Raw genomic sequence first — 24640 nt, 5'->3', positions numbered from 1 at the left:
GGAAGCCTAAGATGACGCTGACGACGCTCGATGTGACGGTGATCGTCGCTTATGCGATCGGGATTTTCGGGCTCGCACAATGGGTCAGCCGCGAAAAGGGGGGCAAGTCCAAGGACAGCGCCGACTATTTCCTCGCGTCGAAGAATCTGCCCTGGTGGGCGATCGGCGCATCGCTGATCGCCGCTAATATTTCGGCCGAGCAGATCGTCGGCATGTCGGGATCGGGCTATGCGATCGGTCTCGCGATCGCCTCCTATGAATGGATGGCGGCGCTCACGCTGCTGATCGTCGGCAAATATTTCCTGCCGATCTTCATCCGCAACGAGATCTTCACGATGCCGCAGTTCCTCGAACAGCGCTACGGCACCAATATCCGCACGCTGATGGCGATCTTCTGGCTCGCGCTCTACATCTTCGTGAACCTCACATCGATCGTCTGGCTCGGTTCGATCGCGGTCAACAAGGTGGCGGGGGTCGATCAGGATGTCGCGCTGTTCGCGCTGGGCGGCTTCGCGCTTCTCTATCAGCTCTACGGCGGGCTGAAGGCGGTCGCTCTCACCGACATCGTCCAGGTCACTTTGCTCGTTCTCGGCGGCTTGCTCATCTCGGGAATCACGCTCAGCGAAATCGGTGGCGACGCGGGCATTGTCGGCGGCTTCAGCCGCCTGACCAGCGAACTGCCTGGGCACTTCGACATGATCCTGTCGTCCGACAATGTCTTTTACAAGGATCTGCCCGGCATCTCGGTGCTGATCGGTGGCATGTGGATCGCGAACCTCTCCTATTGGGGGTTCAACCAATATATCATCCAGCGCGCGCTCGCCGCGAAGAGCCTGGCAGAGGCGCAAAAGGGCATCGTGTTCGCGGCCTTTCTCAAACTGCTGATGCCGGTGATCGTCGTGCTGCCGGGGATCGCCGCGATGATGCTTGCGCCCGACCTCGCGAAACCCGACGAAGCCTATCCGACCATGATGCGGCTGCTGCCCGCCGGCATATTGGGTCTTGTCTTTGCGGCGCTGATGGCCGCGGTGGTGGCGTCGACCGCCTCGAAGATCAATTCGATCGCGACGATCTTCACGCTCGATCTCTATGCCAAATTCTCGCCCGCGCATGCAGGCGAGCGGACCGAGGCAAGCGAGAAGAAGCTGGTGCTTGTCGGGCGCGTCGTCGCCGTGGTCGCGACGCTGCTCGCACTGATCACGGCGCGCCCCTTGCTCGGCGGTTCCGACCAGGCATTCCAGTTCATCCAGGAGTTTTCGGGCTTCTTCACCCCCGGCATCACGGTGATCTTCCTGCTCGGCCTGTTCTGGAAACGCGCGAGCGAAGCGGGCGCGATCGCCGCGGCGGTGGCGTCGGTCGGTTTCTCCTATCTCTTCAAGGTGCTCGCGCCTTCGATCCCGTTCATGGATCGCATGGGGATCGTGTTCCTGATCGCGCTCGCGCTGGCGGTCTGCCTGTCGCTGCTGATGCCCGCCACCGCCGACAAGGACCGCATCACTGCCGAAGGCGTTAGTTTTCGCACCACAACCAGTTTCAACGTGGCAAGCGGCGCGGTGATCGCGATACTGATCGCGCTCTACGCGACCTGGTGGTAGGTCGGACGACGCATGGACGGACATTTTCTCGCCGTAGACTGGGGCACCACCAACCGCCGCGTATACAGCATCGATGCGGGCGGTGCAGTGATCGAAACCGAGCGTGACGACCGCGGCGTTCTGGCGATTGCGCCGGGCTGTTTCGATGCCGAGGCGGCGAACATCCGCGCGCGCTTTGGCGATGCGCCCATGCTGTGCGCCGGCATGGTCGGATCGAAACGCGGCTGGCACGAAATTCCCTATGTGCCGGCGCCCGCCGACTTCGCCGCCATCGCGCGCGGCACGCAATGGATCGAGGCGCGGCGCACCGCGATCGTCCCAGGCGTGTGCCGCCTCGACGATCGGCGCGCCGACGTGATGCGCGGCGAAGAAGTGCAGTTTCTCGGCGCGCTCGAGGCGGGGCTGGTGCCCGACGAGGCGATGCTCTGCCAGCCCGGCACCCATTGCAAATGGGCGCGGGTCGCGGGCGGGCGTCTCGTCGATTTTACCACGACGATGACCGGCGAACTGTTTGCGCTGCTCAAGCAGCACAGTCTGCTTGCCGATCTTCTTGACGGCGATGTCGGACCGAACGAGGGGTTTCTGTCGGGCGTTCGCCGGGCGCAGGCGCAGGATCTGCTGTCGCTGCTCTTCTCGGTTCGCGCGGCGCGCCTGCTCGGATCGCTGCCACTCGAACAAAGCGCGTCCTTTACCAGCGGATTGCTCATCGGCAGCGACGTCCGCGCGCGCCTCGCCGATCCTTCGGAGCCGGTGCATGTGCTTGCCGACGCCCATCTTGGCGGGCTTTACCGCTGCGCGATCGAGGAACTCGGCGGCTCGGCGATCCTTGTCGACAGCCATGCCGCCTTTGTCGCCGGCATCACCCGAATCTGGAAGGAGTTATGATGGATTTCGCCGCGGCGCTGGCGCAATGCCCGCTTATCGCCATTCTCAGGGGTATCCGGCCGGAAGAGGCGGCGGCGGCGGGCGAGGTGCTCGTCGATTCGGGTTTTACCCTCATCGAAGTCCCGCTGAATTCGCCCGACCCACTGCGCAGTATCGCAATTCTGGCCGGCACGGTCGGCGATCGGGCGGTGGTCGGCGCGGGGACGGTATTGTCTTGTAAGCAGGTGGCCGACGTCGCCGCGGCGGGCGGGCGGCTTGTCGTGTCACCTAACACCGACGCCGCCGTCATTGCCGCGACGGTGGAAGCGGGCCTCGCGTCGGTCCCGGGCTTCCTGACCCCGTCGGAGGCGTTCGCCGCGCATGCGGCCGGCGCGACGGCGCTGAAATATTTCCCGGCCGAAGCCTCGTCTCCCCATATCTTGAAAGCGTTGAAAACCGTCTTGCCTACTGGCGTCCCGGTGATCGTCACGGGCGGCATCACCCCCGATAAATTGGCGCTTTGGAGCGCTTCGGGGGCGACGGGCTTCGGGCTGGGCGGCGCGCTCTATCGCCCCGGGATCGCGCTCGGCGATCTGAAACGGCATGCCGACGATTTCGTCTTGGCGCGCCGTTAGGCTTTAGTTGTCGCTTCGGCGCCGATCGGGCGCCTTGTCCTCAAACAGCCGCGCGACAAGTGAATGACCCAAATTGCACGGCATCGCGTTGCCCTTCATCTCCCCTTGGCCGTGCGATGAGACGATTGGTCTCGTCGGTGGCGATGTCGGTTTGCATGGTTCATCTCCTTGAACAGACTTGTGCTGGAGCAACGCATGGGCTCGCCCATTTATCCCCACGTCCCGCTCGGTTTGTCGCAAATCTGCGTCCGTTCCGACGGCTCAGCCGCAGTGCCTGCGATGCCGAGAATGAGCTTGGCAATCGGCATTCGAGATTCGAAAAACGTTCGCGGCCATGATATAGTCCTTCAAGGAATCGGGTCGCATCCGATCGCCTGTGCGAGCATTTTTGCCGCGGCGACTTAGTCAAACTATCGCACCGCGGCGGGCGCGTATCGCGAGTCCGGTCGCGCCCGGCTGCTGCCGAGGGAGTGGTTCATGCGCGCCTATCATCTGTTGATCTCCAGTGCCGCGAGCGCGCCGCGCCGCATCGATTTTTACGCCGAAAGCCCCGATCACGCGTTTCAGATTGCCCGGAACGAGGAGGTTGGCATCGACGTCGAGCTTTGGGAAGGCGACCGGATACTCGCGCGCATGACGAAATCGGGTGCCAATATCTGGAAGCTGGTTGGCAGCGGCTCCGCCAATGCGGCTTATGGTCGGGGGCGCTCGAGCGCTTCGGCCTGACCGTTCGCATCCTTCGCCGGCGGCGGGTCGGCCATGCACCAGCTCGATCCCGACCGGGGCTTGGATGGATGATCGATCCGGCCTGCCGCGCATTCCTCCCCGCACAGCCGCTCCGCCATTGGCCGGAACATTGGCGTGGTTCGGGCTTTGATGAGGAATGGCGCTGACGCGCCCGTGTTGGCCGAAGGAAGGGCTTTCGGCCGCGAAGCGGAGTGCCGCCATGGCTTTCGACATCGACCGCCTCATCTTCGGACCCGACGATGTCGATCTTGCGCGGTCGCCGCTTGCGGGCAAGCTCGATGCCGAGACCTATGTGCTTGGCGCCTTCAATCCGGGCCTTGCCCGGCTTCCCGGCGGCAATCTGCTCATGCTCGTTCGTGTCGCCGAGGCGCTGCGCGAGCCCGTCGCGGATGGGTTCGTCCACAGCATCCGCTGGCACGATGGCGGCTATGTTCGCGATGCCTGGCCGCTCGAACTTTGCGACACGTCCGACCCCCGAAAATTCATGGTTCGCGGCGGTGCCTGGGAGGTCATGGCGCTGACCTCTCTGTCGTGGCTTCTTCCTGTCGAGCTTTCGCCGGACGGGCTTGAAATTGTCGCGGTCCATTATGATCGCGCAGTCGCGCCGCATGCCTCCTTCCAATGCTATGGGGTTGAGGACGCCCGGATCAGCCGTGTCGGCGACCGCTGGCTGATGACGAGCTGCTCGGTGAGTCCCGAACGCCACTCGACGACCCTCTATAGCTCGGGCAATGGCCTCGACTGGCGCTTCGAGGATATCGTTCTCGATCATCAGAACAAGGATATGCTGATCTTCGAAGGGCTGATCGACGGCCGATATTGGGCGCAGACGCGTCCGCTCGGCAGCCTCTACTTCGCTTACCCGCCGGGAAGTGCGTGGCGCGCCGGCCCCTCGATCAATCTCGCCACCTCGCCCGACGCGCTCCATTGGAAGCCGCACCGCCAGCCCGGACTGCGGCCGCATGCCGATACGGTGGCGACGGCGCGCATGGGGGGTGGGGCGCCTTCCGTATTGACGCCGCGGGGATGGCTTACACTGTGGCACGGGGTCGAGCCGAAAGAGATCGTCGGCATCTATCGCACCTATTGGTCGCTTCTCGATCCGGACGATCCGGCGCACGTGATTGCGAGCGGGCACAAACCTCTGATCGAGCCGCATCCCGAGCTGACGCGGCCACTCGAGGAGAAGATGTATGTTCGCGACGTCGTCTTCACGACGGGTATCGCCGACGGCGGCGACCATTTCGTCGTCGCGTCGGGCGAGGCCGATCTCGCCTGCCGGATTACGCACGTCCCCAAGAGCCGCTTCGGCCTGTGACGGGCCGCGCGGTCAGCCCATAAGCGCGGGGACGCTGCCCGGCCGGGTCCATGCGGGGGAATCGACGAGCGGTTCCCGCCAGAAAATATCCGCCATGACCCTGTAGGCGAGGTGGAAGGCGAGGACCGACTCCGCACCGCTGTTGAGATTGGCCCCGCGCGGACCGAGCCCATCGAGGCAGCGGCCCGACCACGGATCGCCGAGCGCGATGCCGCGGTCGTTGCGACCGAAAAACCAGGCGTAGGCCGTTTCTGCATGGGCGTGCCAACTCGCGTTCGAGGTGGCGGCGAAGGCCGTGCCGCAGGCGGCGATTGTCGCCCACGCTTCGAGCGGTTGCTGGTCGAATGGCAGGCTCTCGCCGGGCAGTCCGAAGCCTTCGGATCCCACAGGCCGGAAATGGCCTTCGCGCGCGGTCTGGAAATCGGCAAGCCAGCCAAGCGCCGCAAGGCCCGCTTCTTCGAGCGGAATCGACGGCAGCCGACGACCGGCGCGGATCAGCGCGTCGGCGAGGCGGGCATTGTCATAGGCGAGCCCCGCCTCGAACCAGTCCCAGCCCCGGCGCCGCGCGGCCTTCCACATCGTGCAAAGGAAGGCGCCGCCGCGTTCGACGACCGCGCGCGCCTGCGCATTCGAAGGGTCATGGGCGAGACGGTCATCGGCGCCGAGGACCGCGAAGGCGATCGCCCGCGGGCTCTGGAATTCTTCGGCCATGAAGGCGGTGCGATCGAACCAGCGCGCCGCCCACGCCCGCATCGCCGGCGCCGCCGCATGCGCCGCGGCGTGGCCGAGCGACCAGAGCGTGCGGCCGTTGCTGTCCTCGGACCCGACATCTTCGAGCCAGCGGCGATCATAGCCCATGAAATTGCGGAAGCGGCCGCGCTCTTCGTTCCAGCCATGCTGGATAAAGCTGGCAAAGGCGAGCGCGCGTGTTTGCGCTTCCTGTTGCGCGCGCGGGCCAAAGCTGTGGGCCAGCATCAGGGCGCGGGCGTTGTCGTCGATGCAATAGCCGTGCGCCCGGTCGGGAACGAGATGAACGCTATGCTGAAGGATGCCGACATCGTCGCAGATCGCCCAGAGGCCAGCGAGCGATGGGGCGCGGCGCGTCGTCGATTCCGGAACCCTGGAAGTCACATCATCGATCAGATCTGCGCATTGCCCGGCGATCGCGCTCCATGCGGTCCGGCGACCGCGCGTATAGGCACGGCTTTGTATCGTTCGGCGTTCAGCGGGCGCGGCGAGCAACAGGAGTATGGCTTCGGCAATCGCCTCGCTGCCGGCGTCCGGGAGCAGGATGCCGATGTCGTCCGCGAGCAGTTCGCGCGCATGGACGAACGGTGTCGACACGACCGCGCGTCCGAGCGCGACTGCATAGGCGAGCGTGCCCGAGGTGATCTGCTGGAGATTGGGATAAGGCGCGAGATAGATGTCGCAAAGTTCGATCCGGTCGAGAAGTTCTTCGGTATCGAGGAAACGGTTTTCCCATGCGATATTGCCGGACACACCGAGGCTTTCGGCGAGCGCCGCGAGACCCTGTCGATAGGCTTCGCCTTCGGCCGCGATAAGATTGGGATGGGTCGCGCCGACGATGCGGTACAAAATGTCGGGATATTGGGCAGCAATGGCGGGAAGCGCGCGGATCGCCGCCTCGAGCCCCTTGCCGGGACCGATCAAGCCGAATGTGGACAGGACGGGGCGATCGGCAATCCCCAGCGCGCCGCGAAGGGGTGCGATGTCGACGAAGGGGCGATCGGGCGTGCCATGCTCGATATGGACAATCTGGTCGGGACTGGCGCCATACACCGCGAGCAGCGTCTCGCGGCCGAACGCGCTCATCACGACGAGCTTGCTCGCGCGCGCGACGATTTGTCCCATCACGCGGCGTTGATCGGCATTGGGTTCGGCGAGGATCGTGTGCAGCGTCACGACAAGCGGGGCGGCGATCCGGCTGAGTAGACCGATGATCATATCACCCGCGGGGCCGCCGAAAATGCCGAACTCATGCTGGAGCCAGACCGCACTCGCCCCGCTCGCGTTGATCGCCTCGGCGGCGCGGCGATAATTGTCCGCATCCTCTTCGTCGATCGCGAGAGCGATGGCGGGATCGAGCGGCTGATCCGCGCTGGCGCGCATCGCATAAATGTCGACATCGATGTCGGAACGAAGCGCCTTCAGATGGTCATAGGTATCGGCGGTGAAGGTCGCGATGCCGCAAAGCCGCGGCCGGAAACATCCAATGAGTGCCAAGCGTGTCGCGCTCCCGCCGCCTCGTCCGTCTGGTGAGGGGGAGGTGCGTGGAGCCGGGTTCTCGCTCTGAACATCGGGGAAAAAACGGTCTTCGCTATCGTGCTTCATATCGATCCTCGTTGCTCGGTCGCGGACGCGCGCCATTGCCTCGCGTACCGGGTACGCGCGAACCACCCCCGGCTGCTTGCCGGAGTTGGAATGGGATGATGGTATGACTGCCCAACGCGGGCGAGGGGGCGGTGGTTGCAGTGCAGCATTGTACGAGAGACGATTTCGGTTCTTGACCCTTCGCTCGCCACCCGGAGAATGGCGAGTTTGGCGGGAGGGTGAAAATGGTTTAACCCCCGGATCGCTTCGACTTTGCCCGAGCCTTTTGGTCCGGCGAAAGGAACGTCGCGGCCCGAGCCGCGTTTGCTTTTCTCCTTGATCGCCCCATGGCGCGCGACTTATGTGGGGTGGGGGCGACGATATGAAAGGTCGACATCGTCCATGCTGATCTGCCGACTCGAGCATTCCCCGCTTCGGATCCTTCACGAAAAGCTGACTGCCGACCCGGGCCGCGTGGTGCTGCGGCCCTTCCATCTGGCGTGGCAAACGAATGTCTCCGAGCCACCGCGCGCCGCGCAACTGGTGAGCGACATCCTGGGACTCGACGACGATCAGGCGGAACTCGAACTCGGTTTGATCTGGAAAGACTTTTCCGAGCGCCACTGGCAGATCGGCGAGATTTTCGACGAGCGCTATCGCGAAATCTCGGAAGATCTGGATCTCGACGATGCGGCGGTGTCGCCCGTCAAACGCCGCCTCATAGGGGCGTATTTTTGCCACGAATATAGCTATGCCGCCGCCGCGCTCATGAACCCGAGCATCGTGCCGCATCCCGATCAAAGCGGTCTCGCCGGCGACCAGCTCCGCTTCGTCATGTCGATGCGCGCGGTCGGCGAGGGGCATATTTCCTCGGTCGCCTTTCGCGAGGGGATCATCGGCCCTGGCGCCGATTTCCAGTTGTGGCCGCAGTCGGGTCCGGCAATGGCGGCGACTGCCGACGACCGCCATCATATGGGTCCCGACGAGGCGGTCAGCATCCATCGCCATTCGGGCAGCGCGATCTCGAACAGCGTGCTGTTTCCCGTCACCGAGGCCCAGCGGAACGGCCTCGAGGACCTGCGGTTGGTGCGATTTGTCGAGGACGATGGCCAGGTCGAATACCTCGGCACCTACACGGCCTATTCGGGTCAAGCCATCCGGTCGGAGCTGCTCCGGACCCGCGATTTCAGCAGTTTCTGTCTCGCGCCGCTTGGCGGGATTGCCGCACGGCACAAGGGAATGGCCCTGTTCCCGCGCCGTATCGATGGCCGCTACCGGATGATCGCGCGCCAGGACGGCAAGAATATCACCATATTGACGTCGGACCGCCTCGACGAGTGGAACGACGAGGGACAGGTCCTCATCCGGCCCGAATTCCCCTGGGAATTTGTCCAGATGGGCAATTGCGGCAGTCCGATCGAGTGCGACGCGGGCTGGATTTTGCTGACCCACGGGGTCGGTGCCATGCGGAAATACAGCCTCGGTGCGGCGCTGCTCGATCGCGAAGATCCCTCGCGGGTCATCGCACGGACTCGCTGCCCGATACTTTCCGCGGCCGAAAGCGATCGCGAAGGTTATGTGCCGAACGTCGTTTACACCTGCGGCGCCGTCCGGGTCGACGAGCAGCTTTTCATCCCTTATGGCATTTCGGACAGTGCCATCGGGTTCGCGACCACGACGATAGACGCAATGCTTGCCGCGATGGACTGATCGGGCGCGCCCGCGTGTCCATAATGATCGTGAAGCCGCGAGGCGGTCACGGAGGCCGCGCCCGTCGACGCGACGGTCGACATCATCGACGATCCCGCGATCCGCTTTGCGCTCGTTGCGGGCACCAAGGCCGACGAGTTCGCGCTCACCGTGACCCGGGGCAACGGCGCGACGCTGATCCTCAACGACGTCTTGTCGAATGTTCGTCACCCCGAAGGACTGGGCGCGAACATCATGGCGCGCGCGTTCGGGTTCGGTGTCAAGCGGCCGCGCACGTCGCGGCCCGTCCGCAACATGTTCGTCCACGACGCCGCGGTCGTTGCGCAGCAGTTTCGCAACTGGGCCGCGACCCCGGGTCTGCGCCGGATCATCGTATCGCACGGCGATGTGATCGAGGAGAATCCTGCGGAAGTCCTCAACCGCGTCGCTGACGACTTCGACTCAAGCTGATCGGCCCGAACTAGAGCCAAAAGGTCACATGACCCGCGGCGTCGATCGTCCAGGCGGGATTGAACGCGATTTCCCAGCCATGCCCGTCGGGGTCGGCGACATAGCCCCGAAACCCGCCATGCGGCGGAGCGTCCGCCTCGCGCAAATGCTCCTTCGCCAAAAAACCTCCAGCGCACGCCTCACGTTGCATGGCGGCCGTCCATGCCCGCTCTTAGAGAAGAAATGATGCTCAAGGACGGATTATCCGCCGCCGCGCTGCTCGCCGCGGTTCCGGCGGGGGCTTTCTCTCCAGAGGGGAGAAGGCGTTAGCGCTCCCGCGCCGCCGTCGTCCGGATCTCGTCGATCGGGCTCAGCAGATAGGAGGCGAGCGAACGGCGGCCGGTGCGGATGTCGGCGGTCACCGCCATGCCGGGGGTGAGGGGGATCGTCGCGCCATCGCGCCGGATCGTCGACCGGTCCAGCGTCACCCGCGCGGTGTAGATGAGCCCGCGCTTCTCGTCCTGTACCGCGTCCGAACTGATATGCTCGAGCCTGCCCGGCACGGCGCCGTAGCGCGTGAAGGGAAAAGCCTCGATCTTGAGCGCGACCGGCTGGCCGGGGCCGACGAAGCCGACATCCTTGTTGGCGATCGCCACTTCGGCGATCAGCTTCCCGCGCGCAGGCACGATCACCATGATCGGCTTGGCCGCCTCGACCACGCCGCCGACGGTGTGGACGGCCAGTTGCGTAACCGTGCCGTCGACCGGGCTGACGAGCCGCTGGAGGCTGCTGCGCCTGGCCGCCTTGGTCAACTCCTCCTTGCGCAGCCGCGCGTCGCTCTCGGCTTGGGCGAGGTCGGCGAGAATGCGGGCGCGCGCCTCGGCGGTAGATTGGCTGGAATTGCCGCTGGCCACCGCGATCTGCGCCTCCGCCTTGCGTGCGGTGGCGAAGGCGGCGTCGCGGTCGCGCGCGGCGACGAGGCGCTGGCGGCGCATCTCGATCACGCGCAGCTTCGAGACATAGCCTTTCTCCAGCAGCTTCTCGTTGGCGGCGATCTGCTCGTCGAGCAGGGGCAGGGTCTCGCTGAGCTTGGCCGCCTGGATCTGCGCCTCGGCCCGGGCCGCGCGGGCCGATTCGGTGTCGGCGGCATACGTCTGGCTACCCGCCCGGATCTCGGCGAGCTGAGCGCGGGCGAGCGCGATCTGGGTGGCGGCGACGTCGGCGGTGGTTCCGGCGGGCGGAGTGAAGCGCAGACCGTGGCCGTCGAGCGCGGACAGCACGGCGCGCAGCCGCGCGGCGTCGAGCACGGCGGTCTCCAGCGCCTTGCTGGCTTGCGCCGTGTCGGCATCCGAGACGGTGGGATCGAGCTCGACCAGCGGCTGGCCGGCGCGGACGCGCTGGCCGTCGCGGACCAATATGGCGTGGACGATCCCCGCCGCGCCGGGCTGGATCAGCTTGACGTCGTCGGCGGGGACCAGCTTGCCCGGCGCCGAGGCGACGACGTCGACCCGGCCAAGGACCAGCCAGAGCAGCGCGACCGTGAGCAGGCCGAGCAATAGCCAGGCGGTGACCCGCGCGGTCGGCGACACGGGGCGTTCGACGACTTCGAGCGCGGCGGGAAGGAAGTCGGCCTCCTCGACGCGCAGAACCCCGCGCGATCGCGCGCGCTCATTGTCGAGCGCGTCGCGAACGGCCGTCCAGTGACGGGTGAGCGCGTTCATGCCGCGGCCCCCGCCTGAACGCCGATCTGGCGGTGATGGAGCGCGGCATAGCGGCCACCGAGGCGGAGCAGCTCGTCATGCGTGCCGCTCTCGACGATGCGCCCCTTGTCGAGCGTCAGGATGCGGTCGCACTGGCGGATCGCAGAGAGGCGATGCGCGATGATCAGCACGGTGCGGCCGGCGGCGATCGACTTGAGGTTGCGCTGAACGATCTCCTCGCTCTCGGCATCGAGCGCCGAGGTCGCCTCGTCGAGGATCAGGATGCGCGGGTTGGTGATCAGCGCGCGGGCGATGGCGAGCCGCTGGCGCTGCCCGCCCGAGAAGTTGACGCCGCGCTCCTCAACGATCGTGTCATAACCCCGGGGCAGCTCCAGGATGAAATCGTGCGCGCCGGCGAGGCGGGCGGCGGTCATCACCCGCTCGATCGGCGTGACGGGATCGGCGAGCGCGATATTCTCGCGGATCGAGCGGTTGAACAGAATATTCTCCTGCAACACCACCCCGATCTGGCGGCGAAGCCAGGCGGGATCGACCTGGGCGATGTCGACGCCGTCGATCAGCACGCGGCCGCTTGCGGGCAGATAGAGGCGCTGGAGCAATTTGGTGAGCGTCGATTTGCCCGAGCCCGAGGCGCCGGCGATGCCGAGCGTGGCGTCGGCGCGCAGATCGAGGCTGATGTCGTCGAGCGTCCACGGGCCGTCGGCGGCATAGCGGAAGCGGACGGCCTCGAAGCGGATATGGCCCTGGAGTGCGGGCAAAGCGGTGCGCGATCCGGCGCCGGGCTCCGCGCCGGTGTTGAGGATGTCGCCCATCCGCTGGACCGAGAGACGGACCTGCTGGAAGTCCTGCCAGAGCTGCGCCATGCGGATGACCGGGCCGGAGACGCGCTGGGCGAACATGTTGAATGCGACCAGCCCGCCGATGGTCAGCGCGCCGGCAATCACCTGCTGCGCGCCGAAGAACAGGATTGCGGCGAGGCTTAGCTTGGAGATGAGCTGGACCGCCTGGCTGCCCGAATTGCCAAGGTTGATCACCCGCTGGTTGGCGGCGCTGTACGCCGCGAGCTGGCGTTCCCAGCGGTCCTGCCATTGCGGCTCGACTGCGGCGGCTTTGAGCGTCTGCATGCCCGATACGCTCTCGACGAGCAGCGCGTTGTTCGCGGCGCCGTGCGCGAATTTCTCGTCGAGCCGGCGGCGCAAGGGGGCGGTAACGACGAGCGAGACGATCACATAGGCGGGGAGGGTGAGCGCGACGATGACGAAGAGGAGGGGTGAGTAGAGGAACATCGCCACCATGAAGACGATCGTGAACAGTGGATCGATCAGCACGGTGAGCGAGGCATTGGTCATGAATTCGCGCACCGTTTCCAACTCGCGGACGCGGGTAACGGTGTCGCCGACGCGGCGATTTTCGAAATAGGCGAGCGGCAGGCGGAGCAGGTGGCGGAAGAGGCGGCTGCCCAGCTCGACGTCCAATTTCTGGCTTGTCTCCGAATAGAGCCGGGTGCGCAGCCAGCCGAACGCCACTTCCCAGAGCGAGACGATCACCAGCCCGATGCTGAGCACCTGCAGCGTTGCCAGGCTGTTGTGCGCCAGCACCTTGTCGACGACATTCTGGAAAAAGAGCGGCGCGGCAAGGCCGAGCAGGTTGAGCGCCAAGGTGATCAGCAGCACTTCGCCGATCAGCTTTCGGTATTTGACGATCTGGGGAATAAACCAGGTCATGTCGAAGGCGGGCGCGGCGACCTGCGCGGAATCGCGGGTGGCGACGAGGAGCAGCTCTCCCGACCAGCGGGCCTCCAGCTCGGCGCGATGCCAGCGCTCGATCTCGGCACCGGGGCGCTGGACCGCCACGGCATCTTCGCCGACGCGGCCGATCACGAACCAACCCTCGGCACCGGTGGCCATCACCGGCATGGGAAGGCGTCTCAGTCGCTCGAAATCTGCGGTCGTGGCGCGGGCGCGGACGCCTTCGATGCGCTTTGCCAAGCGTAGCAGATCGGATGCCGTGACGGGGTCGGAATGGCCCAGGCTGTGGCGCAGCTCTGCCGGGTCCGCGACAATGCGGTGCATTGCGAGGATTTGGGCGAAGGCGGCGAGCCCGGTGTCCGCGGGCGGCTCCGACGTCCCGAGGGACAGGTCCTGCTGCACGGTGGGTCTCCGATCGGATTCTTGAGGCGTTGACAATCTGCGGGGTGCGGCAACGTAAATCGTCCAGCACGAACCTTGGTAGCGGCCAAAGCCTGGAGAGCGAAGGCGCCGCGGCTCCGGTCGTCGGAGCAAAGGGGCGATTCGGCTTTCGCAGGTGCAGCATATGGTTGACCCGGGTGCCGTCGCGGGCTGTCTGGTCGCGATTGCGCGGGGGGGTATGTTTTCAGGCTTATGACGGGAGCCCTGCCATGCCTACCCTCTACATCTCACCGACCGGCAGCGGTTCGGGCGACGGATCGAGCGCCGCGAACGCCGCGACGCTGAAGGACCTGCCGCAGCTCATCGCGGCGGCGGGGCCGGGCGGGCAGGTGCTGCTGCTCGCCGACCAGGGAGACTATGCCGCGCCGACCGGGGCGCTGGCGATCGTCGCCGGAGGAACGGCGAGCGCGCCAGTGACGATCCGCGGGGTCGACAGCGCGGGCAATGCGATGGCGGCGACGATCGCCGGGACGCGGCCCGAGCCCTTCGACCCGGCCAGCCCTTCGGGTGAGGAGATATTCCGGCTGCTCGGCGGCGCGGACAATCTGCGTTTCAGCGATCTTGCCTTCGAGAATGTCGGCACGGCCTTTCGTGTCGGCGCGGATGTGCGCAACCTCGCGATCGAGCATGTCGACGCCGCGAACGTCTCCCGCTTCTTCGACAATATGGTCTCGGGGGCCAATGCCAGCGCGACGATCACCGGATTGACGATCCGTGACGTCGCCGTCGACGGTTATTCCAAGGGTGCGATCCGCATCCAGTACGACACGAACAATGTGCTGATCGAGGATGTGCGCGGCGACAGCCAGTTTCAGGACGGCGATAATTTCGCGATCGGCGTTCACGTCACCGGCACCGCGCACGACGTGACGATCGACCGCGTCGCCATGCGCAACGCGCTCGACACGGTGAATGATTATCGCAACGGCGACGGTTTCGCGACCGAACGCGGCACCTACGACATCACGCTGCGCGACGTGATCGCCACGGGCAACAGCGATGGCGGGCTCGACCTGAAGAGCGATAATATCGTGGTCGACGGCGCGATCGTCTCGGGCAATGGCCGCAACATCCGGCTGTGGGGGACGGGCGCGCAGCTGAGCAATATCGTCAGCCTCGACGCGGGTGCGCCGCTGGCTGGCGGCAATCGCGAGCATATATGGCTGGCCCAGGGCGCGAGCGCGACGATCGACGGGGCGTTCTTCTCCGATCCCGGATCGCCGACGCTGTTCAACCTCGCCGAAAGGAACGGCGCGCTGACGGTGCAGGGCTATGGCCTTGCCACCGGTGCGGGCACGCTGACCTGGAAAAAGGGCACGGGATCGGTGCTGACCCTCGATGGGCAGCGCGTCGTGGTCGCGGCGGGGACTGCGGGCGACGACCTGATCGGCGGCATGGCGGGCGCCGATGCGCTGATCGGCGGTGCGGGCACCGACATGCTGGTCGGCAATGCCGGCGACGATGTGCTGACCGGCGGTTCGGGCGCGGACATATTGGTCGGCGGCGCCGGGCGCGATCTGCTCAGTTACGCAGGCAGCGATGCTGCGGTGCGGGTCGACCTGATGCGGTTCTCCGCCAGCGGCGGCGATGCCGCTGGCGATCTGTTCGACGGGTTCGAGGATGTCGAAGGCTCGGCCTTTGCCGATACGCTGGCGGGCGACGCGCGTGCCAACCGGCTGTTCGGCGGTGTGGGCGACGATGCGCTTTCGGGCGGTGCCGGCGACGACATGCTGGACGGCGGCGCGGGCGCGGACCAGCTCGACGGCGGCGCCGGGCTCGACCGGGTGGACTATGGCAGCAGCGGCGCGGGCGTCGTGGTCGATCTTGCCGATGGGGCAGCGAGCGGCGGCGAAGCGGCGGGCGACCGGCTGATCGGAATCGAGGCCGTGGACGGCTCGAGCTTTGCCGATACGTTCTCCGGCACTGCGGGCGCGGACTGGTTCGGCGGCGGCGCGGGCGATGACCGGATCGACGGCCGCGGCGGCGATGATTTGCTGGTCGGGGGTGCGGGTGCCGACATGCTGATCGGCGGGACGGGATTCGACAGCGCGGACTATTCGGCCAGCGGTACGGCGGTGACGGTCGATCTCGCCCTGGGCACCGGCAGCGGCGGCGATGCCCAGGGCGACCGCCTTCAGGGGGTCGAGCGGCTGATCGGCTCTGCCTTCGGCGATGTGCTGACCGGCGACGGCTTCGACAATGCGTTGATCGGCGGCGCCGGCGCGGACCGGCTGACCGGCGGCGCCGGGACCGACACCGCCGATTATTCGGCGAGCGGCGGCGCGGTGAACGCAGTGCTGGGTGGCACCGGCAGCGGCGGCGATGCCCAGGGCGATGTGCTGGCGGGGATCGAGAATCTGGTTGGCGGCGGCTTTGGCGACGTGCTGGTCGGCGATGGCGCGGTCAATGCGCTTTCGGGCGGCGCGGGCGACGACCGGCTGGTCGGCAAGGGCGGGGCGGACCGGCTCGACGGCGGCGCGGGTATCGATATTGCCGATTTTTCGACCAGCGCGAGCGCGGTGACGGCGGACCTCGCGGCGGGCGCGGCCTCGGGCGGGGCGAGCCTCGTCGCGATCGAGGGCCTGATCGGTACAGCGTTCGACGATGTGCTGAGCGGCGACGCGGGCGACAACCGGCTGGTCGGTGGCAAGGGTGCGGACCTGATCGATGGGCGCGACGGCTTCGATACCGCGGACTATTCGGGCTCGGCGGTGGCGGTGCAGGTCGACCTTGCCCTGTCGGTGCAGGGTGGAACCGGCGATGCGGCAGGCGACCGGCTGATGAGTATCGAGGCGCTGGTCGGCTCGGCCTTCGACGATGCACTGGCCGGGGTGGGAGCTGACGAGGCGTTGTACGGCGGCGCGGGCGCGGACCGGCTCGAAGGGCGCGGCGGCGACGATCTGCTTCAGGGCGGCGCGGGCGCCGATGGGCTGATCGGCGGGGACGGTATCGATACGGTTGACTACAGCGCCAATGCGGGTGCCGTCGCGATCAACCTGCAGACCGGCGCGAGCAGCGGCGGCGATGCCGAGGGGGACCGGTTCGACGGGATCGAGCGTTTCATCGGCACCGGCTTTGCGGATACGCTGATCGGAGATGGCGGCGATCAGATCCTCGTCGGCGGTGCGGGCGGCGACCGGATCGACGGTGCGGGCGGGTTCGACACCGTGGTTTATTCGGGCAGCGCCGTGGGCGTGAAGGTCAACCTCGCCACCGGCGCCGTGTCGGGCGGTGATGCGCAGGGCGACGGCCTGTCGGGGATCGAGGCGGTGGTCGGCAGCGCTTTTGCCGACACGCTGACGGGCGATGCAAACGCCAACCGGATCGACGGCGACGCGGGCAACGACATGCTCGATGGCGGCGCGGGCGCGGATGTGATGAACGGCGGAGCGGGCGACGACTCCTATGTGGTCGACAATGCCGGAGACCAGGTAACAGAGACGGTGGGCGGCGGGCTCGACATCGTGCGCACGGGCCTGTCCTCGCTGACGCTCGCCGACGGGGTCGAAGACCTGAGCTATACCGGCGGCGGCGGCTTTGCCGGCACCGGCAATGCGCTCGATAACAGCTTGTATGGCAAGGCGCTGGATGACGCGCTCTACGGGCTCGACGGCGACGACAAGCTGGTGGGCGGCGCGGGCGCGGACCTGCTCGACGGCGGGGTGGGGCGCGACCAGGTCGATTACACCAAGTCCGCCGCGATCACCGTGAACCTTGCCACCAACGTCAATCGCGGCGGCGAGGCCGAGGGCGACCGGCTGGTTGGCATCGAGACGGTGATCGGCTCCAACTATTCCGACAGCATCACCGGAGGCGACGATCCGCCGCTTGGTGACATCCTCTATGGGCGGGGCGGCGACGATCTCTTGTTCGGGGGAGTCGGCGACGACCAGCTCGATGGCGGCAGCGGCAACGATGTGTTGCGTGGCGGCACTGGCCACGACCTCTATGTCGTCTATGAGGCGGGCGATCAGGTGATCGAGGCGGCGGGGGAGGGGCGCGACCGCATCCGCACCGCCGCGACCAGCTACACGCTCGGCGCCAATGTCGAGGAGCTGGTCTATACCGGGACGATCGGCGCGACGATGACCGGCAACGCGCTCGACAATTTCGTCGTAGGCAGCGGTGGGGAGGATCGGCTGGCCGGCGGCGACGGCGCGGACGTGCTGCGCGGCGGGGCGGGCGGCGATGTGCTCGATGGCGGCGCGGGATCGGACACCGTTGAATATGCCGGCTCGCTTGGCGGCGTACTGGTCAACCTGCGCGCCCAGACCGCGACCGGCGGCGATGCCATGGGTGACAGGCTGGTCAGTATCGAGGATGCGCAGGGCTCGGCCTTTGCGGATGTGCTGCTGGGCAGCGCCGGGGCCAATGTGCTGACCGGCGGCGAAGGCGACGACGCTCTCTCCGGCGACGACGGCAACGACACGCTGCGGGGAGGCATTGGCGCCGACCGGCTCGATGGCGGCAAGAACGAGGATACGCTCTCCGGCGAGGACGGCGACGACACGCTGTACGGCGGCCAGCAGACCGACCGGCTCTATGGTGGCGCGGGCAATGATCTTCTGGTTGGCGATACCGAGTGGGTCTCGTCGCTCGCCGCCAGGGACAGTCTCGACGGCGGCGACGGCGACGACACACTCGTCGGCGACGGAATGAACATGACCGCGAGCGGGGTCGGCGGCGCGGACACGCTGATCGGCGGGCTCGGCAACGACGTGCTGGTCGGCGACGCGGTGACCATGGCGGCTGGCGCGCGCGGGGGCGCGGACAAGCTGACCGGCGGCGGCGGGAGCGACCGCTTTGTCTTCGCGCCCGGCTCGGGCGCTGACGAGATCACCGACTTCACCCGCGGCGGCGCCGAGGCCGACCGGATCGACCTCGGCGCCTTCGACATCGCCTATGAGGCGCTGCGCTTCACCACGAGCAGCGCTGGCGTGACAATCCAGCTGGGCGGCACCGATACGATCTTCGTGCGCGGCGTCACTGCGCTCGATCAGGCGGACTTCGTCTTCGGCTGAGCCGCGCGCCAGTCGTCCGGCGCGCCTCCGCACGCACGCGTCAGCCGAAGACGAAGTCGTTGGGCGAAAACCCCTGTGCGCCGCGGACGAAGATGCTGTCCGTGCCCATCGTGATGCGGACTCCGTCCGCGCTCGTCGTGAAACCGAGTTGCTCATAGGCGATGTCGAAGGCGCTGAGGTCGATATGGTCGGCGCCCGAGGTGAAGTCGCTGATCTCGTCGGCACCCGAGCCGGGCGCGAAAACGAACCAGTCAGCGCCCGCGCCGCCCGCAAGCAGGTCGTTGCCGCCGCCGCCGATCAGGTGATCGGGGCCGTCGCCGCCATAGAGCTTGTCGGCGGCGCCGGCGACCGTGGCGGCCGACTCCCGGCCGTCGCCATAGAGCCAGTCATTCCCGTCGCCGCCCTCCAGCGTGTCCGCGCCGCCCTTGGCACTGTCCATCATCACGTCACCGTCGCCGATCAGGATGTCGTCGCCCGCACCGCCGGTCAGCCGGTCGCTGCCGCCCTTGCCACTGCCATAGACATTGGTCGCATCGCCGATCAGCAGGTCGGCATCGTCGCCGCCGTCGAGCCGGTCGTTGGCGCCCTGGCTGCTCAGCCATTCCTGGTCGCCGACCAGCCGGTCCGCGCCCGTGCCGCCGATGAGCGTGTCCGACTGCCAGCCGCCGAGCAGCATGTCGGCACCCGACTGGCCCCGGAGCAGATCCTCGCCATTGCCGCCTGCGAGCGTGTCGTCGCCCGAGTTGCCGGCAATGTCGTCATTGGCGCCGAGCCCGCCCAGTTCGTCGCTGCCGGCGCCGCCGATCAGCGCGTTGGCGAGTGCGTTGCCATTGCCAGTGAAATCGGCGCCGCCGCGGCGGATCAGTGCCTCGATATTGCCGGCGAGCGTGTAGCTGCCCAGCGTCGTCTCGACCCGGTCGAACCCGGCGTCGGCCGCCTCGGCAATCCGGTCGCCGGTGTCGTCGACAAGGAAGATGTCGTCGCCCGCGGTCCCAGACAGCGCATCCGCGGTGGCGGTGGCGGGCAGGGGAAGCAGCGCGATATAGCCGGTCGCGCCGGGTGAGGCGCCGCCCTGATCGACGGTCAGCGTTTCGCGGATCGTCTCGATGCCGCTGAGGCCGGGGAGCGAATCGCGGGTGGCGAGCGTCGAGAGTTCGGACCGGGTGATCTCGACGCCCTGCAGGTTGAGCCGCCCCTGCGAGGAGATCACCTTGGTGCGCGATCCGGCATCGTCGAAGCGCCCGCCGATCACGGTGACGTCGGCGTCGTCGTCGAGCCAGAGCTGGTTCTGCTCGGAGATGCCGCCGCGCAGCACCGGGTTCAGCCCGATCGAGTCGATCAGCGTCGCCTCGCCCCAGAGCCGGTAGTTGCGGCCGTTTTCCTCGCTGAGTGCGCGGACGACCAGGGTGCCACTCGACTTGAGGTCATAGCCTCCGTCGCTATTGCCGCGCGCGACCGTGTCGATGAAGCGCACGTCATAGACGCCGCGCTCGCTCGCGAAGCCGTCGCCGTTGAAATAGGCGCCGGCGGTGCTTTGGACATTCTCCATCACCACCCGGTTGAGCGTGACATTATGGACGGTGCCGTCGAGATGGACGCCCGCGGGCAGGTCGTCGCCCGTTTGCCCGGCCATGTCCGCCGTGACATTGTCGATCACCACATTGTTGGTGTCGTACTGGAGGCGGATCGCGACCCTGGAGAAGCCCTGTACGTCGACGTCGCGGATCGTCAGCCCGGTGATTGTCGCCGTGCCCGAGGGTGCGCTGGAATAATCCTCGAAGAAGCGGCGGACATTGTTCGCGTCGACATCCTCGATATGGAGATTGCGGAGATCGGCGGTGACGCGGAAGGCCGTGCCGACATTGTCGATCCTGAGGTCGCGGAATTCGAGATTGTCCGCGCCCGCGCCGAGTTTGAACAATTCGTTGCCGGAGGCATCGCCCGCCTGCCAGTCGGCGGGGCGCGAGCCGGTGAAATGCGCGGCCATGGTATTGCCGCCGGAATCGATGCCGCGCACCACCACCGGCTGACCCTCCGCCCCGCCGCGGGTGATGCCGAGGATGCCGGTAACGTTATAGTCGCCCTGATCGGCCAGCAGCAGCACCTCGCCCCCCGGCCCCGCCCTTGCGATCATTGTGTTGAGCGAACCGATCGACGCTGCGTTATTGATATTGCTGCCACTTTTGTCCCCGGATCCGGCAGGCGAGATGTACAGGCTTGGCATGGCAAACGACCCCTTGTTGTTGCGACGAGGTTAACCTCGGCCAAGTTGCCATGCTGCACTGCAATATGGTTAAGCCAGCGTTATGCTGATCATCGGTGAGGTTATTGCGATAGACCGTCGTGGACTTCTGACTCGCGTGCGGGGCTTGCCGCCCGGCAAGGCATTCGCTGGGGTGAAGCCTCATCCAGCGCTTGGGGCCGACGCTGCTGCCCCAAGGGCGATGCTGCCGGCGAATGTCGCGCAAAGCTGGAGTGCTTTCGCGTAGTCTTTCGCATATCTGGAAAGAAATGGCTCCCCTTTGTGGATCGCCTTGATCGTGCTGACAAGGAAGCCTGTCAGCCTTACGCGCATTTGACCTGATCAAATCAGTTCACCCGAATCGGTGTTGGCAGTCGATGATGAGTAACGACCGAGCCAATGGTGAGACCAACCCGCCTGATTCAATGCGCCTCAAAAGCGCGCCCCCTTGATCAAGGGCCTCGCCAGCGGATTTCCATAAGGGCCAGCGGTCAAATTATGCACCGTACAAACAGGCCGAACATATGAAAGCAGCCGATCAAACCATCCCGACAAAAAACCCTGGCATAGGGGCCGTCCACATATGAATCAGATTTCATCCTCCAATGGAATCCCAAGAGTCCACACCACCTAAGGCAACTTCTCGCCACGCGACGCCGCCAGCACATCATACCAGTCCGCGCGCGTCCATTCGACGTGCAGGGCATCGGCGCAGTCGGCAATCCGGGCCGGTGTTTGCGATCCGATGATCGGAATTGGACGGGCGGGATGGGCCATGATCCACGATAAGGCGACGGCAGACCGCGACGTACCTTGCTCGTTCGCGACAACGTCGAGCGCTGCGGCCACGGCATGTTCACGGTCATCGCCAGGAGTCGCCACGCGCCCACCTGCGAGGGGTGACCAGGCGAGAACCGCATAGTCGTTTACCAACGCGGCATCGAGCAAGCCGGTTTCGATGGGATCGCGCTGCAACGCTGAAAATTCCGGCTGGATGCTCGTAAGTTTCAGATCGTGTGGGAGCGCAAGTCGTAGCGCCTCGGTCTGGGCCACGGTGTAATTTGACACGCCAACCGCGGCGATCTTGCCAAGCGCGTGAGCCTTGTCCAGCGCCCGTGCGATTTCGCTTGGGTGAGTCAGGATGTCCGGGCGGTGGATCTGCCATAAATCGACGCGATCGACTTGCAGTCGTTTGAGCGACACGTCGATTGCCGCCTCGATATGAGTAGCGCTGCTGTCATAGGGCACGTCGCTGACGATCCCGCCCTTGGTTGCAAGGACGATCCTGTCGCGCAACGACCGGTCTTCGCTGAACACCTGCCCCAGCAGGGTTTCAGCTTTGCGGTCTTCCCCATGGACACGGCCATATATATCGGCCGTGTCGAACAGTGTGATTCCCGTCGCGAGAACCGCATCGACGAGCGCGCGGGCGGCGGGCACATCATCCCCGTGAAAGCGCATCATTCCCCAAGCGAGCGCACTGACCATCGGGCCGGAATTACCCAAAGGGCGGGAACGGAGGGGTTTGAGGAGACGTGTCATGCGACCCTTTTTATATGGAAAATGGCCTATCCGTTTTCTGGATACAGGATGCGGGTGCCCACTACGCCCTTTGCCCGATCGCCATCGACATAGCGCGCCGCGACCAGTTCATCAGGAGCAAGATCGTCCTCGACCCAGGCTTCGATGGCGCGACAGATGCTATGGCGACGATCATCTTGCCGCGCCGGCGCCAAGACGGATTGCCCGAAACAATCCGGCCCCGGTCCACCTTGGCAGTGCATCATGCCCGGCACCATGAACAACCTGTAAAACGCCTGTGTTGCTTCTGCGCCACCGGTTTCGGAAACCAAGCGGCGGTAAGAGTCGAGTCCGGCGACGGGCGAGATCAGCGCATCGGCCCACCCGAAAGCGGAGATGATCCGCCCACCGCGTTCGCGAAACCGGTCATAGGAGCCGACGGCATCGAGCGTGGCGCACATCGTGGCATCAGCGATGTCGCGCGCCGCGTCGAAATCAGCAATGTTCCATAACGGATCGTTGCCGAGCAGGTGGCGGAACGCCTGCGTGGCGAATATCCGTTGCGACGGCGCTTCGGGATCAGGATTGACGATCAGCATACTCCAATTGTCCGGGACCGCCGCTGTCGTTGGGTCATACCCCGCCGCCATGATGCGACGTACACTATCAGCCTGTGCGGCGGTCAGGCAGTCGTCGCGTTCCTCGCTGTCTCCTATCATTTGCGCAGGATCAAAGACGCAGAGTTCGGGGTTGTCCGCCACCCGATCGTGCACCGTGTCCGGCGGACAGGCGGCAAGGGCGGCGCGCTGAATCGCGGGTAGTTTGGCCGGTGGCACCCACGCTCCCGGCACCGACCAGAGATGATGCTGCAACTCGGCGAGAAGCGTGAGTTGGCGTGTCCAGCAATTGGCGGGGGCGACGGCAACAATGCCATCCCAGTCGTCGGGATAGCGTTGCGCCGCCATCAGCGCCTGACGGCCGCCATTCGAACAACCGACATAATAACGGTGCGCCGCCGGACGATCGAAAAAGAATCGGATCAGCGCGGCACAGGCGTCGGACGTCACTTTGATCGAGCGGTGTCCATAATCAATGACGGCTTCGGGCTGGCCCGTCGCCCAGCGGGCGTCGAAACCGCTGCCGCCGCCGCCGCCATGGCCGGTATCAGTGACAGCGACGGCGTTACCGCGCGCACTATATAGGGCGAGTGAGGAATAGTTGATATTCCCGGCAAAGCCGCCATTGCCGAGCTGGTAGTAGCGCCCGTCCCAGCCATTTTCGGGCAGCCACAATTCAAAGGTGATGCACGAGCCCGGCGTCAGCCGCGCAACGCCGCGCACGCGGAAGACAGATGCGATGGGAAGCAAACTTCCGTCATAGTCGGGAAAACTGCCGGAAATCGATTCAGCAACTTCGATGGTGATACCGGGCAGGGCAAGCTCCCGCAGTGTCTGGCCACGACTGGACGGCGAGTTGCCGCTGTTCATGCGCTTTGTTCTTCCCAGGCGAAAGTGAAGGGCTTGGCCGCCGGATCGATGCCCGCGAGCATCATGCCTTGGCCGCGCGACGCGTGGCGGTTGTTTAGCGGTACGTCCTCTGGGTCGCGAAGCTGGATCAGCAAGGTTGTCCGCGGTTCGTTCGATCGGTTCACGCCCGATCCGTGGATCGTCAAATAGTGGAAGAAGAGCGCATCGCCCGCCTTTGCCGGAAGGGCCGTCGCGCCTTCGATCGGGTAGCGTTCGGTCGAGACATGATGATCCGTGCCCTCTGACGGCAGCGGGCCGAGCTTGTGCGATCCGGGGTAGACGCACAGGCAGCCCTTTTCTTCGGGCGCATCGTCGAAGTGCAGGATGACCGCGATCATCGAATGGTCGCGATGGGGAAAATAGGGGAAATCCTGATGCATCGGGAAGGGCGAACCCTTTTCGGGCGGCTTGATGAACATCTTGTTGTGGTGGAGCTGCACATTCGGGCCGATGATATCCTGCGCAACACCGGTCAGCCGCGGATCGGTGAGCAGCCGCGTCACCATCGCCGAACGGAAGTGAACGTCGTGGCAATGGGCGATCGTCGTGCCTTCGCCGCGGACACTGTCCCATGTCGCATCGCTGCTGGTATCACCAGTGTCGCCGCGGGCCGCGATGGCGTGCATTTCGGCGCGCAGCGCCGCGGCTTCCTCGGCGCTGAACATGCCTCGAACCAGGACATAGCCTTGGTCGTCATAAAAATTCTTTTGCTCTTCGGTCAGCATCGCCACTGAAATCCTCCCGGTTTCGATCTGGAGCTATCCTGCCGTTTCCATATTGCGGCTGCAATT

Annotated in this window: 16 protein-coding genes; 8 read left to right on the top strand and 8 right to left on the bottom strand. The window is 65.9% G+C overall.

All coding sequences use genetic code 11. The features are described from left to right. Positions 1–11 precede the first annotated feature (11 nt). The 5 genes from ACREBX_RS18625 (at position 12) to ACREBX_RS18605 (ending at position 5159) form a co-directional block, all read left to right on the top strand. Positions 12–1595, top strand: coding sequence for a sodium/sugar symporter (locus ACREBX_RS18625; protein ID WP_431563227.1), 1584 nt, complete (start codon positions 12–14; stop codon positions 1593–1595). Positions 1596–1607: 12 nt separating this feature from the next. Then, the gene (locus ACREBX_RS18620) at positions 1608–2480 is read left to right on the top strand and encodes a 2-dehydro-3-deoxygalactonokinase (protein WP_431563226.1); all 873 of its coding nucleotides are present in this window, start codon (positions 1608–1610) and stop codon (positions 2478–2480) included. Beyond that, positions 2477–3094 (top strand): 2-dehydro-3-deoxy-6-phosphogalactonate aldolase, encoded by a 618-nt coding sequence (locus tag ACREBX_RS18615; RefSeq protein ID WP_431563225.1) that lies wholly within the window; start codon positions 2477–2479, stop codon positions 3092–3094. The genes ACREBX_RS18620 and ACREBX_RS18615 overlap by 4 nt, the downstream gene beginning before the upstream one ends. Before the next feature lie 477 nt (positions 3095–3571). Then, positions 3572–3820, top strand: coding sequence for a hypothetical protein (locus tag ACREBX_RS18610; protein ID WP_431563224.1), 249 nt, complete (start codon positions 3572–3574; stop codon positions 3818–3820). Positions 3821–4040: 220 nt separating this feature from the next. After that, positions 4041–5159: a glycosidase gene (locus ACREBX_RS18605; RefSeq protein WP_431563223.1), complete on the top strand. Its 1119-nt coding sequence runs from the start codon at positions 4041–4043 to the stop codon at positions 5157–5159. 12 nt (positions 5160–5171) lie between these two features. Here the strand turns inward: ACREBX_RS18605 and ACREBX_RS18600 are convergent, their stop codons facing one another. After that, positions 5172–7403 (bottom strand): glycosyltransferase family 4 protein, encoded by a 2232-nt coding sequence (locus ACREBX_RS18600; RefSeq protein WP_431563222.1) that lies wholly within the window; start codon positions 7401–7403, stop codon positions 5172–5174. A gap of 489 nt (positions 7404–7892) precedes the next feature. On the opposite strand from ACREBX_RS18600, the gene ACREBX_RS18595 reads away from it, so the two are divergent. Both ACREBX_RS18595 and ACREBX_RS18590 read left to right on the top strand, forming a co-directional pair. After that, complete coding sequence (locus ACREBX_RS18595) at positions 7893–9200, top strand: glycoside hydrolase family 130 protein (RefSeq protein WP_431563221.1); 1308 nt, start codon at positions 7893–7895, stop codon at positions 9198–9200. A gap of 150 nt (positions 9201–9350) precedes the next feature. Further along, positions 9351–9650, top strand: coding sequence for a hypothetical protein (locus ACREBX_RS18590; RefSeq protein ID WP_431563220.1), 300 nt, complete (start codon positions 9351–9353; stop codon positions 9648–9650). Positions 9651–9660: 10 nt separating this feature from the next. On the opposite strand, the gene ACREBX_RS18585 is transcribed toward ACREBX_RS18590, so the two are convergent. The 3 genes from ACREBX_RS18585 to ACREBX_RS18575 all read right to left on the bottom strand — a co-directional run bounded on the left by ACREBX_RS18585 (position 9661) and on the right by ACREBX_RS18575 (position 13500). Next, on the bottom strand, positions 9661–9810 hold the full coding sequence (locus tag ACREBX_RS18585) for a hypothetical protein (RefSeq protein WP_431563219.1): 150 nt from the start codon (positions 9808–9810) through the stop codon (positions 9661–9663). Positions 9811–9955: 145 nt separating this feature from the next. After that, positions 9956–11350 carry an HlyD family type I secretion periplasmic adaptor subunit gene (locus ACREBX_RS18580; RefSeq protein ID WP_431563218.1) on the bottom strand — a complete coding sequence of 465 codons (1395 nt, stop codon included), beginning with the start codon at positions 11348–11350 and terminating at the stop codon, positions 9956–9958. Next, positions 11347–13500 (bottom strand): type I secretion system permease/ATPase, encoded by a 2154-nt coding sequence (locus tag ACREBX_RS18575; protein WP_431563217.1) that lies wholly within the window; start codon positions 13498–13500, stop codon positions 11347–11349. The genes ACREBX_RS18580 and ACREBX_RS18575 overlap by 4 nt, the downstream gene beginning before the upstream one ends. Positions 13501–13748: 248 nt before the next feature. On the opposite strand from ACREBX_RS18575, the gene ACREBX_RS18570 reads away from it, so the two are divergent. Next, the gene (locus ACREBX_RS18570; RefSeq protein ID WP_431563216.1) at positions 13749–18560 is read left to right on the top strand and encodes a beta strand repeat-containing protein; all 4812 of its coding nucleotides are present in this window, start codon (positions 13749–13751) and stop codon (positions 18558–18560) included. Positions 18561–18600: 40 nt separating this feature from the next. On the opposite strand, the gene ACREBX_RS18565 is transcribed toward ACREBX_RS18570, so the two are convergent. The 4 genes from ACREBX_RS18565 to ACREBX_RS18550 all read right to left on the bottom strand — a co-directional run bounded on the left by ACREBX_RS18565 (position 18601) and on the right by ACREBX_RS18550 (position 24574). Continuing rightward, positions 18601–20784, bottom strand: a complete 2184-nt coding sequence (locus ACREBX_RS18565; protein ID WP_431563215.1) for a calcium-binding protein — start codon at positions 20782–20784, stop codon at positions 18601–18603. Between the two features lie 648 nt (positions 20785–21432). Further along, positions 21433–22344, bottom strand: coding sequence for an aldo/keto reductase (locus ACREBX_RS18560; protein ID WP_431563214.1), 912 nt, complete (start codon positions 22342–22344; stop codon positions 21433–21435). 26 nt (positions 22345–22370) lie between these two features. Next, entirely contained in the window at positions 22371–23810 is a 1440-nt protein-coding gene (locus ACREBX_RS18555) for a tannase/feruloyl esterase family alpha/beta hydrolase (protein ID WP_431563213.1), read from the bottom strand. Beyond that, the gene (locus tag ACREBX_RS18550) at positions 23807–24574 is read right to left on the bottom strand and encodes a phytanoyl-CoA dioxygenase family protein (protein WP_431563238.1); all 768 of its coding nucleotides are present in this window, start codon (positions 24572–24574) and stop codon (positions 23807–23809) included. Before ACREBX_RS18550 ends, ACREBX_RS18555 begins: the two co-directional genes overlap by 4 nt. Positions 24575–24640: the final 66 nt, after the last annotated feature.

The organism is Sphingopyxis sp. (assembly GCF_050725655.1).
Taxonomy (GTDB): Bacteria; Pseudomonadota; Alphaproteobacteria; order Sphingomonadales; family Sphingomonadaceae; genus Sphingopyxis.
The sequence above is the reverse complement of the archived record's forward strand: the minus strand, read 5'-3'. Positions and strand labels throughout refer to the sequence as shown.

Coding starts and splice junctions, on each gene's coding strand:
- ACREBX_RS18625 (WP_431563227.1), top strand. CDS start 12: ATGACGCTGACGACGCTCGATGTGACGGTGATCGTCGCTTATGCGATC.
- ACREBX_RS18620 (WP_431563226.1), top strand. CDS start 1,608: ATGGACGGACATTTTCTCGCCGTAGACTGGGGCACCACCAACCGCCGC.
- ACREBX_RS18615 (WP_431563225.1), top strand. CDS start 2,477: ATGATGGATTTCGCCGCGGCGCTGGCGCAATGCCCGCTTATCGCCATT.
- ACREBX_RS18610 (WP_431563224.1), top strand. CDS start 3,572: ATGCGCGCCTATCATCTGTTGATCTCCAGTGCCGCGAGCGCGCCGCGC.
- ACREBX_RS18605 (WP_431563223.1), top strand. CDS start 4,041: ATGGCTTTCGACATCGACCGCCTCATCTTCGGACCCGACGATGTCGAT.
- ACREBX_RS18595 (WP_431563221.1), top strand. CDS start 7,893: ATGCTGATCTGCCGACTCGAGCATTCCCCGCTTCGGATCCTTCACGAA.
- ACREBX_RS18580 (WP_431563218.1), bottom strand. CDS start 11,350: ATGAACGCGCTCACCCGTCACTGGACGGCCGTTCGCGACGCGCTCGAC.
- ACREBX_RS18570 (WP_431563216.1), top strand. CDS start 13,749: ATGCCTACCCTCTACATCTCACCGACCGGCAGCGGTTCGGGCGACGGA.
- ACREBX_RS18565 (WP_431563215.1), bottom strand. CDS start 20,784: ATGCCAAGCCTGTACATCTCGCCTGCCGGATCCGGGGACAAAAGTGGC.
- ACREBX_RS18560 (WP_431563214.1), bottom strand. CDS start 22,344: ATGACACGTCTCCTCAAACCCCTCCGTTCCCGCCCTTTGGGTAATTCC.
- ACREBX_RS18555 (WP_431563213.1), bottom strand. CDS start 23,810: ATGAACAGCGGCAACTCGCCGTCCAGTCGTGGCCAGACACTGCGGGAG.
- ACREBX_RS18550 (WP_431563238.1), bottom strand. CDS start 24,574: ATGCTGACCGAAGAGCAAAAGAATTTTTATGACGACCAAGGCTATGTC.